This window comes from Halalkalibacter akibai JCM 9157 (assembly GCF_000513135.1).
Classification (GTDB): Bacteria; Bacillota; Bacilli; order Bacillales; family Bacillaceae_D; genus Halalkalibacter; species Halalkalibacter akibai.
In genome coordinates this window covers 18735-35942 of record NZ_BAUV01000011.1, presented here as the reverse complement: position 1 = coordinate 35942, position 17208 = coordinate 18735, and the positions used below count along the sequence as shown (strand labels likewise).

Here is a 17208-nt window from a genome sequence, read left to right as displayed (position 1 = left end):
ACCTAGTCTGCCCTTCCATCATTAACGATATACTATTCTTCGTCCCAAACCTTTACTTCTTGCATAACGTCACCTTGTTTTATACGGTAAACAGAATCAAGACCCTCAGTAACTTGTCCAAATACAGTATGAACGCCATCTAAATGCGGTTGTGGTTCATGAACGATAAAGAACTGACTTCCACCTGTATCTTTTCCTGCATGTGCCATTGAAAGAGAACCAGCAACGTGCTTATGAGGATTACCAGCTGTTTCACACTTAATTGTGTAACCTGGTCCACCCGTACCATTTCCTGTTGGGCAACCACCTTGAGCAACAAATCCAGGGATTACACGGTGGAATGTTAAGCCGTTATAGAATCCTTCTTTCGCAAGCTTTTCAAAATTTTCAACATGTCCAGGTGCTGCATCTGGAAAAAAGTCAATTACAAGCTTTTCTCCATTTTCAAATGTGATAGAACCTTTTTTCGCCATATGTATAGCCTCCAATTTTCGTTTAATCCACCTTATTGTACACGATTCACTTTCCAATGTGAAATCAGAAATAACAACTAAAAGAGAGAAACTAAAAAAGCTGCCGAGTTAACAATACTCAAACAGCTTTTCTTTCTTACGCTCTCGCTTGTTTAACAGCTTCTACAAATCGTTTTGATTTCTCCGTTATCGATATAATAGCAGCTTCATCAACTTTTGATGGTACTAGCGTACTTCCCACCCCTAAACCTACTGCTCCAGCTCTTATGTAGTCAGCAGCATTATCTAAGTCAATTCCTCCAGTCACCATTAAAGGAATATGTGGTAATGGGCCTTTTACATTTTTTATATAAGAAGGTCCTACGACACCAGCAGGGAATACTTTAATTAAGTCTGCTCCATTTTCATAAGCCGTTAAAATTTCAGTTGGTGTAAATGCCCCAGGGATACTTAGTACTCCGTAGCGCTTTGACATTTTAATCGTTTCCGCGTTTACAGTTGGTGAAAAAACAAATTTTGCCCCTGATAAAATCGCTGACCGAGCTGTTTCAGGATCCAAAACAGTGCCTGCCCCAATTATGACATCTTCGTTTGCAAGCTCTACGGCTGCTTTTTCAATAATAGCCATTGCTTGCGGAGTTTCAACAGTAATTTCTAATGCCTTTACCCCTCCTTCTCTTAACGCTCTTCCAATTTCAACTATATTCTCTAGTTTTGAACCGCGGATAACCGCAACGATTCCACTCTCGGTAATTTGCTCAAATAAATTCATCTCTTCTCTCCAGCTCACTTTCTTGTTATTTTACAACCGTTTCAAGTAATTTACTTACAGTAAGTTTCATACCATCCTTTAAAATCTGATTTAGATAAAAACTAACCATTTCTTGTAACCCATAAATCTCATTTAGATTCTGACCCCAAAGTTCATCCTTTTCTAATAATTCTTTAATGAGTCTCTGGATTCCTTCTTGAGTTTCATCAAAATGGTCCCACGCTTCTTTACATGCAGTAATTGCCTCTCTATTATCACGAATGATATATTCATCTGACCCTCTTTTGCCAATTAAAAAGTCTCCTTCTTGACGGTCGGCACGATAATAATAAATAAGTGCAGCAAGTGAAAAAACGATAGAGCGAGGAAGAGACTGCTTCAACTCAACATAATTAAGCAAAGACGGAATTAATCTCGACTTAAATTTATAGACAGCATTCATACCAATATCAGCTAAAAAATGCTTATTATAAGGATTTAAAAAGCGCTCAATGACAGACTTTACAAATTGTCTCTTTTCCTCTTCATCCATTTTAACTGTTGGGATAATTTCATCTTTCATTCCTTGCTCCACATATTTTCGAAGGATTGGATCTTCCATAGCTTCTAATACCGTATCTACTCCCGCTAAATAACAAACTGCAAACATCATCGTATGTGGACCATTTAATAGTCGTACCTTTAGCTCACGATATGGAGTTACATCTCCCCATTTTACATTTAAGCCTGCTTGATCTAAGGGCAAACGTTTGGCAACATCGTTACCTGCTTCAATAGCAAACATGTGGTATGGCTCACCTGCAGTTAATAACATATCTTCATAACCTAGCAATTCATTGTATTCCTCTATATTGTCTTTTGGATAACCAGTTACAATTCGGTCCACTAATGAATTACAAAATTGGTTATCGTTTTCTAACCAAGAAACAAATATAGTTGGCAAGTTCCATTCTATTGCGTATCTAATAACGAGCTCCTTTAAAACATTTCCGTTTCCTTCAACTAACTCACATGGAATAAGAGTTAACCCAGCACTAGCTTCCCCTTTCAATACTTGAAAACGGTGATATAAGAATGCCGTAACTTTACCTGGAAATGACAAAGGAGATGTCTGCGGGTCAAAATCTTCTTTTAAGTAAGTTAACCCAGCCTCTGTCGTATTGGAAAAAACAAATTCTAAATCAGGTGATTCAGCTATTTTCAACACTTGATCCCAATCACTATATGGATTAATGGCCCTTGAAATGGAAGAAATGATTTCATTACTCTCAATCACATTGCCATTCTCAATCCCTCTCAATGCTAGGTGTATAAGCAATCTTGAGCTTTTAACTTCGGAACAACTTTTCCGTGAGGAGTAGGCTGAATCGCGACAACTTTTCCGTTAAATAGCCCTTTCTTATTCATCTCATGAATCATCCAGTCAACGAATCCTCTTAAAAAGTTTCCCTCGCCAAATTGAATAATCTTTTCTGGTAAGTTATCATGAAATTCATAGCTGACATGAATAGGTAGATCATCTTGTTTTATTGACTGGTTTAGCTTTTGCATAGAACTCACTCCTACTTCTTAAGTTTTTAGTGGATAAGCACTATAAAATGACGCCATCTTTGAAAATAGAAATCTCTTTAAAGCCATTTTTCTCATTATTGGTTTGAACTTCACCAGAAGCAAGTTTCAAAATATATTCAAATAAATCCTCCGTTAATTCTTCCATGTTCTTTCCGTTTACTAACTCGCCTGCATTAAAGTCAATCCAGTTTTTCTTTTTCTCTGCTAAAGCTGTATTAGTTGCCATCTTAACAGTTGGTACAGGTCCCCCAAAAGGAGTGCCTCGACCTGTAGTGAAAATAACTATATGGCACCTGAAGCAGCCAATGCTGTAACAGAAACTAAGTCATTACCAGGGCCTTGGACAAGATTTAAACCAGGATTTGTCACTCTGCCTCCATATGGCAAAACGTCATTTACTGGGGCAAATCCGCCTTTTTGCACACAACCAAGAGACTTTTCTTCTAATGTTGTAATCCCGCCTTTTTTATTGCCTGGGGAAGGATTTTCATAAACAACTTGATCATGTTTAAGGAAGTATTGTTTGAAATCATTCACCAAGTTAACAATCTCATTGAAAACCTTTTCATTTTTTGCCCGATTCATTAATAGTGTTTCTGCTCCAAACATTTCTGGGACTTCTGTTAAAATCGACGTACCACCGTGTGAAATTAGTTTATCTGAAAATGACCCTACTAGTGGATTAGCTGTGATTCCAGAAAAGCCATCAGAACCTCCACATTTTAATCCTATTTTTAATTTAGAAACAGGAACATCTTCTCTCTTAAACTGTTGTGCGTATAAAACGAGTTCATCTAATAAAGTTAAGCCTTCCTCAAGCTCGTCATCAGCTTCTTGAACACCTAAAAATTTTACTTTATTCTCATCAAAATCCCCAATTACCTTTTTAAATTCAGCGATATGATTATTTTCACAACCTAAGCCTAGAACTAGAACACCAGCAGCATTCGGATGATGTACTAGATCACTTAAAATTTTCTGTGTGTTGTGAAGGTCATCGCCGAGCTGAGAACAGCCAAATAAGTGAGGATAATGGTATATGCCATCGATACCTTGACCTTGGTATTGACGATCGGCTGTTTTAGCAAGAAGTTCAGCCGTTTTATTAATGCAACCTACCGTATTTATAATCCAAATTTCATTGCGAATTCCTACTTCTCCATTTGCTCTTTTATACCCTTTAAATACTCTCTCTTTTGAATTGACTGGTAAACTCGCTTCAAGATTAGGAGTATAAGAATAATTAAGCGTTCCTGACAGATTAGTTTGTATATTATGCGTATGAACCCAGTTTCCAACCTCGATAGTTTCCTTCGCATGCCCGATCGGAAACCCGTACTTTATAACATTTTCACCCTTTTTTATTTTCTTAATGGCTATTTTATGACCAACTAGAATTTCTTCTTTTAACGTAATATTATGATCCTGTACGGTTAGAGTTTCCCCTTTTTCATAGTTTTTAAGAGTCACAACTACATTGTCAGCCTTGTTTACTAAAATATAAGATGAGCCCATATTGACCTCCTAAATTAATTTTCATTAAGGACTTGAAATAACAACGTTGTTATTTTAATTTTATTAAAGGTTTGCTAAATTGTCAATTTTTTAATTGACCATTTTCAGCTCTTGCTTGTCTTTTTCTTTTTTCTTTATATAGTTTGTTAGAATTCGACCATAATTAGCTGCTAACACTTGTTGAAAAAGGGTTCCTAATACAACTGGAACAGATACTTTGGGCGGGAAATATAAAATAGCAATTGTTGCTCCTACGCTAACATTTCTCATTCCGCTATTAAAAAGTAAACTAATAACGACTTCATTCTTCAAATTCAAATATCTTCCAGCTAATGCTCCTAATAAGTAACCACAAGAAGCTAAACAGAAAACGGTTAATGCAATTTGAATGAGTTTCCAATCAAATGCTAGTACTGGTGCCGCAACAGAACTGTTTATCGCAATCACTATAAACAAACAAATCTTTGAGAAAGGTGCAAAAGTTGATTTCAAATCTCGATTTCTAGTAATAGGAAGATAATTAAAAGCAATTCCAAGCAGCGAAGGAACTACAATCATCCAAAATAAGCTAGTCATTAAACTAGTTGTGTTGATTTCAATTGAAGTACCAACAAAAAGATAAAGTGAAAATGGAATAACTATCGGTGCAAGTAGCGTATTTAGTAAAACAATTAACAGTGTGACAGAAGAATTTCCTTTATAGATAGATACCCACATCAAGCTAATTACACCTGTTGGAATCACAAAAGCAAGTATGAGCCCTACGATTGTCAAAGGATCACCAGCAAAGAACAAGTGTCCTAAAACATAGGCTAAACAGGGCATGACTATTTGGATGATGCCTAACGCTAAAAAGATTGGCCCAGGATGAAGAATAGCTTGCTTTAATTTTTCTAACTTTATGCCTATACTACTTGATAACGTAATAAAAGCAAAAATCCACGGGACAATGAATCCCCAAGAATGCAAAACATTTGCTAATAAAAGGCCTACTAAGACCCCAAAAGGAGTAATAAAGGGCATCTTTCTTTCTAATTGTAGATTGATTTTGTTTAACATGGTTCTCTCCTTTCCAATCGTTCAAATTAAAGTTAGTTTCATAGGATTAACTCAATTTATACATACATGTTCTTACTTATTAGATAAAATCTAAAGAGCGACCTTTTTTATATTCAATTCTCTTGATATAATAACTAAAAAGGTTAACAACGTTGTTAGTGTAATGGAGGATTATGATGAGTGTGACAATAAAGGATATTGCTAAGCATGCTGGAGTCAGTTATTCTACTGTTTCAAAGGCTCTTAGAGATAGCCCTCTTGTAAAGAAACCAACTAAAACCAAAATATTAAAAATAGCTGAAGAATTAGGATATCAACCAAATGTTGCGGCTAGAAGTCTCGTCCAGAAAAAATCTTTTACAGTAGGTGTCGTTTGGCCAAGTGTTGAAAGGGTTGCGCCAGCCATTTTAATTACCCAAATAAATGATCTACTTGAAAAGCATTCGTACACAACATTGCTATCTATTAATAAAACTGAATCTGCTATCGCCACATTTAACCGATTTCAAGTTGATGCCATTTTAGTCTTTGGAGAGAATGAAGATGCCATTCAACATTCAACTATTAAATCAACTATACCAATTGTATATTACGGAATACAAGCTAATTCACGATTTCCTACGATTGATGTTAATCGTCGAATTGCCATTAAATTAGCTGCCAATTATCTACAAGACATCGGGCATCAGCATATTGCTTTCATTGGTGACTTAACAGATCCTTTACAAAAAGATAAATTGACCGGGTTTCTTGAAGCAATGAAATTAGATAATGAATTAGAATTACCTAATTTTATTATTCCTACAAAAGGACTTGAAGTGTATGATGGGTATTTAGCAGCAAAAAATCTGTTATCACAAGACATTCCAGTAACAGCCATTATAAGTGGAAGCTATGACCTGACACGTGGAATTCTTCGTGCGACAAGCGAGCTTTCACTAAAAATTCCTGACGATCTTTCTATTATAAGTTATGATAATATTCCGCAATTTGAAAATCTAGAAGTACAATTAACAACTGTCGGTGTCCCTATTAGTCGAATTTCTCAAAAAATTAGTGAGACTCTACTTGCCATCATGGAGGATGAGCCGGTTGACGAAACCATTATATTAGATCCTGAATTAAACATCATTGACTCTTGTTCTCCAGTAAATAAATAGTTTTTAAACGAAGAGGATGTCCGGGAAGGTTAATTACCTTCCTAGACATCCTCTTCGCAACTTAAAGGTTGATTTTATAACTACCTATTAATATCTTCTGAATCTGATGAATTCATAAACTGCTCAATTTCTTCTCTTGTAGGTAAACCTTCGAAATCCCCTGGTATTTGAGTCGCCATTGCACCAACGGCATTCCCTCTTTCAACTGCTCTAGTCAAGGGTAACTGATCCAATAATCCAGAAATAACTCCAGCTGCAAAGCCATCACCAGCACCAACAGGGTCAACGACTTGTTCCACTGGGAATCCAGGAACTAACTTACTTTCTTCTTTCGTAAAATAATAAGCTCCCTTTGCCCCTACTTTAATAACAACTAAAGATGCACCGTGATTCAAGAAAAGCTCTCCCAATTTCTCCGGATCGGTTTCTCCAAACATAAATTCTCCTTCAGACACACCTGGCATGACAATATCCGATTGAGCTGCAATTTCTAATAAAACTTCTCTTGCTCTTTCTTCTGACCATAATTTCTTTCTTAAATTCGGGTCAAAGATTACTTTTACTTCATTTTCCCTTGCAACCTTAATCATATGTATGATGGTTTCGTAGCAACTTTCACTAAGTGCCGGAGTAATTCCTGTAACATGAATATACTTAGCTTTAGCGATATAAGCTTCATTTAAATCCTCGATGGTTAGTTTACTAGCCGCTGACCCTTTACGGTAATATTCAACACGAACATTACTTGCGCTTCTTACTTCTTTAAAATAAAGACCAGTCGGTGCGGAGTGTTCAATCTTCACTTGACTAACATCGACACCTTCTCCTCTAATAAACGATAGAAGCCCTTTTCCTAGTTCATCATTACCCACTTTGCTTATCCAACCAACATCATGCCCTAGTCTTGTCAAGCCAATTGCTACATTTGATTCAGCTCCGCCGAATTTTCGTGAGTACGTTGCGGCATAACGCATTAAAGGAGAGGACTCTGGGCTAAAGACTGCCATTGATTCTCCAATTGTGACTACATCCATTAGTATTTACCCCCAGCTAAATTAATAATTTCTTTCCATTTCAAGGTTTCTAAGAAGTTGATTTATCTTAATCGGCTGATTTTGTTGACTCGATTTCCAAACTGCTTCACCAACTGCGATTGAATAGCTCCAGCCTTTGAACCTGCAAGAATTTCATACGATCTAAATGGATCTGGTCCAAGAAATAAGTCTTCTTGGATAATTGGATCTCCTCCACCGTGGCCACCTTCTGTTTGAACGACATGAATAACTTCCTTAGATCCAAATAAAGGAAAATAATCAATTGTCTGTTCAGGGACTGGAAAAGGCACTCTACTTAACTCGTGAAATTCTTGTGTTTCGATTCTACCTTTAGTGCCATTAATCGCTAAACGATATCCTTCATATGGCAATGAAAAATTAATAGAGTAGCTTAATAGAGCCCCTCTATTATATTTTACAGTTGCGACATATGTATCTTCAATCTCAATTTCATGATCAAAAATACAGGCATCTGGTCTGTAATTGCGATACGTTTCTTTCGATTCCGCTTTAATATGATCATCGCGGACAGAGACTGAATCAGTTCGGTTAGACCAACGGGTATAATAATCACATGCTCTTTTTTCAGGACAAGTTCCACAGTACCTGTTATCTACAGGGCTTGGGTTCAACTCTCCCTCTTTTCCATAATAATTCAACGCTCCATAAGCAAATACCTCTTCTGGTAATTGATCAATCCACCAGTTCACCAAATCAAAATGATGAGTTGACTTATGAACGGATAATCCACCTGAAAATTCTCTCTTTCGATTCCACCGTTTAAAATAGCTAGCTCCATGATACGTATCAATATACCAATTCAGGTCAATTGATGTTACTCTACCAATCTTGCCTTCAAGAATCATTTCTTTAATTTTACGATGAAACGGGTTATACCGATAATTAAAAGCAACGATCACTTTTCCTTTACTAGCTTCCTCCGCCTTCATCACTCTTGTTGCATCTTCACTCGTAGTCACCATCGGCTTCTCGCTAATCACGTTCAAGTCATGTTCTAACCCTTGAATAATGTATTCAACATGAGTATCATCCCGACTTGTAACAATAACGGTTGTAGCCTCCGTTTCTTTGACCATTTGACTAAACTGGATCGGTGAGTAGAACGGAACGTCTACTAATTCAGGAAATCTAGCTTTACATAGCTCAACACGTGTTTCATCAATATCTAAAAATCCTACTATTTTGTTTGTATGAGCGAACTTCTCAATCACTGGTTTAATAAACATTCCTAAAGCCCGGTTACTTAATCCACATACGACAATTCTTTCCATAGGTAAACCTCCTATTTTTATAACAACGTTGTTATTAGTATTAAACAAAACTATTTTTGAACTTTGTTGTTCATTAGGTAATTTCCCCTACAGCTCCGTTCCATTACGCTGCAGGCACTTGCTTTTGAGGCCACTGAAAAAGTCCTTTTTAGCAGAGTCAAGGAAGCAGCAATGGCTCCACACGTTGCTTAACAAGCCAGCTTAAAAAGAGAGAAAACCACCCTTTTTAAGTGGCCACCTTGCTTTTTGCGGGGAGTAAGCCAAGCCCCCACGACGTTTGTCTGTGTGGTCTTGCCTTTTTCTCACTTCCCGCAGGAGTCAAGTGCCTTCCGCTCCATTACAATTTTAAAATTTCATAAAGCATAGTAACAATTATTGAAGAACATTAAACTAATATAAGATAAGGAAAGTCCCCTCTGATACTTTTAACCTAAAAAACTTGTATTTCCTCAGCCCTCTGTTGTTCTTCTGCTACTTTACTTTTTCTCTCTACAACTTTAAAGATAATCGTAGCAATCTTTGTGATAACGTAACCGATTAAACTTGCTGTAAAAAAAGGAATTAATCCTGGTAGATACATCATAATATATTGAATTCCAACAATTCCAAGAATCATGACAATCGTATATTGCGGATAGGCCATTCCTAGAAAGAGAGCTGTTTTTAAATACTCTGCCCCTTTTAATTTGAAATGCACATAAACAGGGAAAAACATTAGAACTGTAATAATATATAAAATGCATATAACGAGTAATATATACCTAACAACTGTCATCCACAGAACTTGATCAGCTACGATGAGGAAATTCACATACAAAATATAGCCTAGAAAAGCAAAAAATAACCCAAAGATATTTGATTTTACAAACTCTGATTTATAGTTTTGCCAGAATGTCTTAAACATAGGGAAATCTTCTGTCCCATTGATCCACTTTCTTATCACAGCAAACATTGCAACAGTTGCTGGCATTAAACCAAATAGCACTAATCCTAATAATGTAAACATAATCCATAGGACATTGATATAAGCTAACCTTGAAATAAACACACTAATTCGATAAAAATTGCCCATGAATCCATTCATTTCCATTGGTCATTCCTACTTTCACTAAACTAGCTTATTAGTTAGTTTCCATTATATACTGCAAAAGCTCCATTGAAAACGCTTTATTTTCTGCGTATATGGGAACGATTGCTACTAAAGGGTTTTCGAGTTCAACACCAAGGTTTTCTAGAAACGAAGAGTCATTGTTAAAAGGAATCGCGTATACATGGGTTTGACCGGTTTTTTCATCAACTGCTCTGTAGTCGTCAGGTATTAATGATTCCCACTCATCATTTAAGATCTCATCTAATGGTACTAGTCCAGTAGGGTCATATGCTGCAGACATTAATTGTTCATCTAGAAATAAAATTTCACCATTATGGACAGCGATTTCAACCATCAATCTTTCATACGACATCGGGTGCATTTGAACTCGAAGATCCTCGTGCATTTGAACAGCGCTTGAAACGACATCTTCAACTTCCTCAGCTAAAGTATGTGGGATCGAAGAAATAAACAAAACATGAGTCTTATCTTCATTGTTACTACAGCCACTTATAATAACAATGAAAACAATAGGTATAAGTACGTGCAAAAGTCTATTCAAATTTTAAACCTTCCTTTCATATTCATACTCTAGTTGTCTATCTAATTATATCATTATTTATCCATTAGAGAGGGAAAACCTATCAATTCCCTCTCTTCATAGACACACTGGAAGGTTTAAAAAATCTTACTTTGCTTCTTGTCTGTATATTTGCATTGAAGCTAAAATAAAAGCACCTACACCATGTAAATCATTCTCGCATGTTTCTCTATTAATATAATAATCATAAACTCCAATCGATGTCCCAATACAGATTCCAGTCAATTTTACGTTATCATTTTCATCCACTTCGATATAACGTGAAATAATACCTTCATAAGCTTTTCTCGCATTTTCATAATACTTTGGATCAATGTAATTCTCGTTAACTGCTTTGGCAATTGTATATACAAACAGACTTGAGCAAGAACTTTCTAACCAATTGTCTTCGAGATGTCCTTTATCCACAATTTGATACCATAAACCAGTTTCCTCATCTTGATATCGGACTAGATTCTCTATTAAACTTTGAAGTACCGTTATCAACTCAGCCTTTTTAGGATGATCATCTGGCAGCATACCAATTATATCAACGACTGCTAGCCCATACCAGCCAAGTGATCTCCCCCAAACCTCTGGTGCTGTATGAGTATCCGGAACACTCCAAGGTGTGTTTCCACTTTCGTCCCATCCGTGAAAGTATAAACCTGTTCGATCATCTTTTGTATTTTTTCTCATCAATTCTTCCTGTTTTAAAACAAGTTCAACTAATTCTGGTTCATTAAACTGTTGACCATACTTAACTGTAAACGGTCCTGCCATATATAAACCGTCAAGCCACATTTGATAAGGATATTTATCTTTATGCCAAAAGCCACCTTCACTCGTTTTATTTATCGTATTAAGTAGATTTCGTAGTTTTGATGCTGCAACCTTATATCTCTCTTCACCTGTTTGTTCATAAAGTGGCAAAAGCAACAAGCCAGGTTGTATCGCATCTAATTGATCTCTTTCAAAATAGAAGTTCCCATTCTCATCGACTAATTTATCTACATACCCTTTAAAATACTGAAGATACTCTGCTTTTTGTGTTTCTTGCCAGACACTATGCACACCACATAGAAAGACACCTTGATGATAGTGCCACCTATTCGCTGGTGGAAGCATGATTGGCTCAAATTGATTCATTAAACTAAGACTGGCCTTTTCTGCCCATTCTAAAGCTTTTTTGCCGTTTACCATTATTTGATTTGTCATTTGTTTTCCTCCTTGTAACTACCTCTATAATTGGTTGATTTTCCTAAAGCATTTACTAGCCAGTCAAAAGATCTGTCCCCACAGATTTCATGACCTCCATCAAAAAAATGACTGTATAAAGCTTGTTCAGCGTTATCTGATTTATAAATCTCCCGTAGTGTTATTAAAGCTACTTCGACTTCTTGTTCGGGAAATAGATGAACGTTCACTCCCGCTTCTATAAACAATTTTCTAGGAGAAATTAATCCTATTAATTCAGGAAGTTCTGCATATTGTAAGATCCCTGGTAAGTAATTATCTAGACAATGTTTTCTAGATAAGACACTTCCTTTAAATGTATTCGCGTACCCACTAACAACGGTTGCCTTAATTCTATCATCAAGTGCTGCAGTGAAAGCAGCAACGAGTCCCCCTCCCGACAACCCCATGCAGCCAATTTTCTCAAAATCTATCTCTACCAAACTTTCCATATAATCTAAGACCCGCCTACATTCAAACACTCTTAATCCAGCTAACGTTTTGTTTAATAAGAGCAAATGACTCGCGATCTGAAAACAAGAATTAGCATGAGCAGACTCAGCGTGCTGATCTCCTTTTAGTTTTCGATCACCAAACCCGATTAATTCTGGGGCCACGACAACAACCCCTTTTTTCACTAGTTCAACTGCAAAATTTCTATGAATTCCCGGGTCTCCCTTGTTATTTAGTCCACCTGGGTGTAAACCAACAATTTCTCGACTACCATAACCGTGGCCATGAAGAGCTAGCACAGCCGGTCTTTTCTCTTGTGCTTTCATCTTTGGAAGTAAAACATATAAAGGCATTTTCAATGATGTTCCGGTTGTCAAGAGAACTCTTAACCGGACATACTCTTCCTGTTCAACCATTTCTAATATTTCCGATTGTCCCTCTACTTTTACACTTGTAAAATCGCCTAATACTTCGTCTAAACGGGATTTCAGTTTTTTTTTCCACTCTAAGTCGTATGTTTGGACATGGGTATAAACGACCTCGTTATAAAGTTGGTTTAAAAATGAATCTGGTGACCACATTTCATTTTCCTCCGCCTATATACTTCAATGAAAATTTCAGTTGCAACTTACAATAATATCTTGGTAACTATGATCTTCTGCATGTAAATAACCTTCTACCTCGGTCACTTGCCTTCCTGATAAATAAACATTCTTTGCATTTTTAAGCGTAACGACGGGGGTTTCGGGATGGATATTGTTCATAATAAGATGATCCACATCCACATTAGACACGTTCTCCATTGATAATGCAGAACCTTGCCTTGTTTCAACCCTTACTCGGTGCAATTCCATTCCAAAAACATGCTTGCAATAAATTCCATCACCAGCCATATGAATCTCATCTTTTACCATGTCTGGTTCTCCGCCCTGTTCGTTTGGGTCTGTCGTCATCTCAAAAGTTACATGCCTTAGCGAAATATCTTCGACTGGCATCTCCGGTAGGCCATAAATAAAAGCAGCAGCAGCCCTGCACTTTTTAGCAGTAACATTGCTAATTTGAATATGCTTGATTTTCGGTGTTTTTTCAGTTACTGGAATCGCATCAGGTTTTGTTAATAACAAATCAGTTTCATCAACACCATAACGGTAAAACGAATTTATTGCTAATGGACAAAAGACATCTTCCATAAATATATTGTTCACTAGAATATTTTCGATGTATGCTCCTCGCGCACGATTTGTCTTTATCCGAATGCCACGATCTGTTCCAATAAATACACAATTTGAAACGGTTATATTTCGAATTCCTCCTGAGTTCTCACTGCCCATCACAACTCCACCATGTCCAGCTTGCATCGTACAATTGGTAATCGTTACATTTTCAGTTGGTCTACCGACTCTCCTACCATCCTCATTTATCCCAGATTTCAAACATAAACAATCATCACCTACATCAAAATGACAATCAGACACACGTACATTTGAACAAGAGTCTATATCAAATCCATCTCCATTAGGAGTCGTCGACGGATTTTTAAACGTTACATTACGTACACTTACATGATTACAATAAACAAGATGTGTGTTCCAAAAAGGAGAATTAGCTAGCGTAACTCCTTCAATTGTTACTTGTTCACAATTAAATAACTGTAGCAATGGCGGACGTAAAAATTGTGTTTCCCACTCTACTAAATTCGTAGAAGTATCGAGTTTGCTTTTATTTAACTCAATTAGTTTTTCTGTTAATGAAGAAGAGTAATGTTCCCCTTTTTTAATGCTGTGGTATGTTTGCCACCATAATTTTCCTTGACCATCGAATTTACCTTGACCTTTAATGGACACATTTTTCAATCCATTTCCGTAAATTAACGGAGAATATCCATAACATTCATAACCTGACCATCTTGTAATCTCCGGCTGATAAGCATTAAAATCATCCTTGAATAAAACAATAGCACCAGACTCGACATATAAAGTCATGTTGCTTTTTAACTTAATAGGGCCTGTTAAAAAGGTACCTGCAGGAATATAAACGGTTCCTCCATTTGCGTCCGAACAAGCTGCAATTGCTAAACCAATGGCTTCACTATTATCTGTAACCATATCTCCTTTAGCACCAAAGTTTGTAATATCGTAGATCGACATGTGATTGTGGACCTCCTAAATAATTGACTTTCTAATTTTTTCTCAAACAGCGGGAACATTTAAAGCAAGTCTTCCCTTAATGGGCTAAAGGTATCTAATAAAACTCCTGACTCAAGTGCCACTACACCATGAGCAACATTTCCTGGGATATAAAGTGTTTCTCCTTGATTTAGGATATGAGTGTTCTCTCCTAGAGTAAATTCAAATTTCCCGGCTAAACAATAGGTGTATTGTTCGTGAGGATGACTATGAATATCACCTACTCCTCCTTTTTCAAATTCCACTTCCATTAACATTAACTGCTTACCAGGTGGATGTATCTTTCTTTTGACTCCAATAGCTACCGTTTCCCACTCTCCGCTTCGAGACATTTTATCTCCTCCTTCTATTATTCTTTAGCAAGCCATGGAATCCACAGTTGCCCTGCCATTATGAAAACTAAAATCCAAGGTATAGTGACTGGATTTATATCAGTTGAAAAAACCATAAATATAATGATCCCTAAACCTCTCCCAAAATTAATGATTGTCTCACGCAGGACAACGGATTCCACTCGGAAATGTTCCTTAAGCGGAAGTTGGTCAAGCCAAGTGAAATAATAGACTGCATACGTATTTGCTTGCAAAGGTTTAAATAACGAATGAACAGACATAAATAACACCACAGACCAGATCGCAATCTCCCACATTAAAAACACCGTTGAAAACAAAAATCCGATAGCCGCGATCAATAAATATACCTTAGTTGACTCATGATGGGCTATTCGCGAAATGATGTAACTCGCGATAATTGACAAACTCAGAAAGACTATATTCATATAACCTATGAAACTCTCATCAGGAAATATAGAAAAAAGTAAAATCGGTGGGATATACATTAATATTCCTTGAGGGAATCCTATAACAAACCAACCGATAAGAGCTCTGATAAAATTAGGCTTTTTCTTGATCATTTGCCTAAGGTACTTCATGTAATATGCTTTATGATGGGACTCATCTGTTTGAATACGAAAGCTTCCAATTGTAGCTATTATGAACATAACAAATGCAGTAGAGAAAACGATCGAGTAGCCCGTTAACTCTGTACTCAAACTGATGACAACCCCTGCTGCAGCAGGCCCTATTAAATTAGCTACTCCCATCAAAAGTTGGTTCCAACCAAGATAGCGATGGCGATTTTCATTATTAGATACTTCATGTGCAAGCGTAAAATAACTTAACCAATAAGCTGCTTGTGAGATCCCTCTTAATAAGGCAAACCAAACAAAATAATGAACCATGTTTTCTTGGGTCACAATTATACAAAGATAAAAGAAAGCAGTTAAGAAAATACCATAACGATAAATGGACAGATGACCTTTTTGCTTTGCGATTTTCCCAATCAATACCGTAGCGACTGCTTGAGCTAAAAGAGCACTTAAGTTAAAAAGTCCATTGACTACCAAGCTTTCTGTTAATCGCCATAAATAAAGATTAATAAAAATTAATGATAATGAGTTTCCAAATTGAAAGATGGTGTGGTTCACAAGTGTAAGAACAGCTTGTTCAGACAATCTCTTTTCTTTTGGTAAACTAAGTAGTTTCATGTACTAAAACACTTCTCTCCCATTCAAGCTTGGCAACTAGACTGACTTTCTTGCTCACTTTACAATGAACAAGCTAAAGGAACTGATAAAACTCTTGACTATTTTTAATAGGCTTCGATTCGCGACCGGTTAATTTAAAGCATTGCAATCTAATCAAAGTCGCTTGTGTAGTTGCATTCATGTCTCCTTCAATCAGCCCCTTACCTAAACAAACCGCTTCAGGCATATTAGGATAAACCTCATCTTTTTTCACTTGTGCAACATTGGGAGCTGGTGGTGAGGCATGTAACTCTCTAGAAAAACCGCCATCTTCTCTTTTTAAATTACTCATATTATTTGCGGTAATTTCTAAAATTTCCACTAGTTCACTTTCTGGAATGTCCATATTCATATATGATAGAAGATCAATTGGATTTCTGATGTAGCACATATCAATCGCTTCCTCTGTTCGTAGACATGTTAAAATGCTTTGATAGATTTTATCTGTATTGGGCATCGGAATCTGGAACCTACTATAAAATGTGTGAAGCTTAAATGTGCCAGAAAGGCGATTATATAAACTTCCTTGTCCCCATAATCCAGTTTCCTGATCTTGTATCGAAGCTAAATAATTGACGGCTACTTTTAAAAAGGGTTCTCGCTCTTTCTCCGACATTTCACCCATATAAACGCATGAGGTCGCTAAAAGATCGCACCCTCTCCAACTATTACGCAAATCGATGCTTTTCCATTTTTGTAGATAGGTTTCCGGTGTATTAGTATAGCTCGGAGCCGTATTTGCTTCTCTTGGCAACGAAAAAAGCGGTTTGCTCCCGATTTGTTCCAATGAGCGAACACTATAGCCTATCGCTCGATGGACCATAACCTCATCTTTTTTCATAGCAGGATTTTCATCAAAGAAAAAACCAGTACTGGCTTCTTGTTTATTCTGGAAAAACCTGATCATTTGTTCTCTCATCTGTTCTGGCATCAACTTTAGAAGATCGTTTCGGATAAGAATGTTTAAAGCTTGCGCTGTTGATTCAATGTCTGGGATGAAGCGATGATCCGAAACAGAACTCCTTGCATAATAAAAACCGCCTGTCCCAGGATCATATTGTCCTGCCAGCCATTGAAATACACCTTCAAATTGTTGGTCGATTTGGTCTAGAACTTGTTGAAATTTGTTCGTATTCATACCCATTCTTTCACCTGCTTTCTTGTATTAAAAAGCATCCAG

General features: G+C 36.7%; 15 protein-coding genes and 2 pseudogenes. 1 reads left to right on the top strand and 16 read right to left on the bottom strand.

The genetic code is table 11. The annotated features are described in order from the left end of the window. Positions 1 to 32 precede the first annotated feature (32 nt). From JCM9157_RS08565 to JCM9157_RS08545, 6 genes and pseudogenes are all read right to left on the bottom strand, one after another. Positions 33 to 473, bottom strand: a complete 441-nt coding sequence (locus tag JCM9157_RS08565) for a peptidylprolyl isomerase (protein ID WP_035663889.1) — start codon at positions 471 to 473, stop codon at positions 33 to 35. Positions 474 to 609: 136 nt separating this feature from the next. Further along, positions 610 to 1245, bottom strand: a complete 636-nt coding sequence (locus JCM9157_RS08560; protein ID WP_035663887.1) for a bifunctional 4-hydroxy-2-oxoglutarate aldolase/2-dehydro-3-deoxy-phosphogluconate aldolase — start codon at positions 1243 to 1245, stop codon at positions 610 to 612. A 25-nt stretch (positions 1246 to 1270) separates the two neighbouring features. Then, entirely contained in the window at positions 1271 to 2521 is a 1251-nt protein-coding gene (locus JCM9157_RS08555) for a tagaturonate reductase (RefSeq protein WP_268870934.1), read from the bottom strand. A 26-nt stretch (positions 2522 to 2547) separates the two neighbouring features. After that, positions 2548 to 2796: a mannitol dehydrogenase family protein gene (locus JCM9157_RS25720; RefSeq protein ID WP_148296836.1), complete on the bottom strand. Its 249-nt coding sequence runs from the start codon at positions 2794 to 2796 to the stop codon at positions 2548 to 2550. A gap of 40 nt (positions 2797 to 2836) precedes the next feature. Further along, a pseudogene (locus tag JCM9157_RS08550) lies at positions 2837 to 4332 on the bottom strand (UxaA family hydrolase). 90 nt (positions 4333 to 4422) lie between these two features. Continuing rightward, the gene (locus JCM9157_RS08545) at positions 4423 to 5391 is read right to left on the bottom strand and encodes a bile acid:sodium symporter family protein (RefSeq protein ID WP_035663884.1); all 969 of its coding nucleotides are present in this window, start codon (positions 5389 to 5391) and stop codon (positions 4423 to 4425) included. A 176-nt stretch (positions 5392 to 5567) separates the two neighbouring features. Between JCM9157_RS08545 and JCM9157_RS08540 the strand changes: the two genes are divergently transcribed. After that, complete coding sequence (locus JCM9157_RS08540; RefSeq protein ID WP_035663882.1) at positions 5568 to 6551, top strand: LacI family DNA-binding transcriptional regulator; 984 nt, start codon at positions 5568 to 5570, stop codon at positions 6549 to 6551. A gap of 80 nt (positions 6552 to 6631) precedes the next feature. On the opposite strand, the gene JCM9157_RS08535 is transcribed toward JCM9157_RS08540, so the two are convergent. The 10 genes and pseudogenes from JCM9157_RS08535 to JCM9157_RS08490 all read right to left on the bottom strand — a co-directional run bounded on the left by JCM9157_RS08535 (position 6632) and on the right by JCM9157_RS08490 (position 17166). Further along, positions 6632 to 7585, bottom strand: coding sequence for a sugar kinase (locus JCM9157_RS08535; protein ID WP_035663881.1), 954 nt, complete (start codon positions 7583 to 7585; stop codon positions 6632 to 6634). Positions 7586 to 7606: 21 nt separating this feature from the next. Continuing rightward, positions 7607 to 8898, bottom strand: a pseudogene (locus JCM9157_RS08530) (Gfo/Idh/MocA family protein). A 430-nt stretch (positions 8899 to 9328) separates the two neighbouring features. Continuing rightward, entirely contained in the window at positions 9329 to 9988 is a 660-nt protein-coding gene (locus JCM9157_RS08525) for a YesL family protein (RefSeq protein ID WP_035663878.1), read from the bottom strand. A 31-nt stretch (positions 9989 to 10019) separates the two neighbouring features. Beyond that, positions 10020 to 10550, bottom strand: coding sequence for a hypothetical protein (locus tag JCM9157_RS08520; RefSeq protein ID WP_035663876.1), 531 nt, complete (start codon positions 10548 to 10550; stop codon positions 10020 to 10022). Positions 10551 to 10676: 126 nt separating this feature from the next. After that, on the bottom strand, positions 10677 to 11786 hold the full coding sequence (locus JCM9157_RS08515) for a glycoside hydrolase family 88/105 protein (RefSeq protein WP_035663873.1): 1110 nt from the start codon (positions 11784 to 11786) through the stop codon (positions 10677 to 10679). After that, positions 11783 to 12838, bottom strand: a complete 1056-nt coding sequence (locus tag JCM9157_RS08510) for a dienelactone hydrolase family protein (RefSeq protein WP_052013030.1) — start codon at positions 12836 to 12838, stop codon at positions 11783 to 11785. Before JCM9157_RS08510 ends, JCM9157_RS08515 begins: the two co-directional genes overlap by 4 nt. A 36-nt stretch (positions 12839 to 12874) precedes the next feature. Then, positions 12875 to 14404 carry a glycoside hydrolase family 28 protein gene (locus JCM9157_RS08505; RefSeq protein WP_035663870.1) on the bottom strand — a complete coding sequence of 510 codons (1530 nt, stop codon included), beginning with the start codon at positions 14402 to 14404 and terminating at the stop codon, positions 12875 to 12877. Positions 14405 to 14463: 59 nt separating this feature from the next. After that, on the bottom strand, positions 14464 to 14775 hold the full coding sequence (locus JCM9157_RS08500) for a cupin domain-containing protein (RefSeq protein WP_035663868.1): 312 nt from the start codon (positions 14773 to 14775) through the stop codon (positions 14464 to 14466). A 17-nt stretch (positions 14776 to 14792) separates the two neighbouring features. Next, a complete protein-coding gene (locus JCM9157_RS08495; protein ID WP_035663865.1) occupies positions 14793 to 15989 on the bottom strand; it encodes an MFS transporter in 1197 nt (398 codons plus the stop codon). A gap of 73 nt (positions 15990 to 16062) precedes the next feature. Beyond that, positions 16063 to 17166 (bottom strand): prenyltransferase/squalene oxidase repeat-containing protein, encoded by a 1104-nt coding sequence (locus JCM9157_RS08490; RefSeq protein WP_148296835.1) that lies wholly within the window; start codon positions 17164 to 17166, stop codon positions 16063 to 16065. Positions 17167 to 17208: the final 42 nt, after the last annotated feature.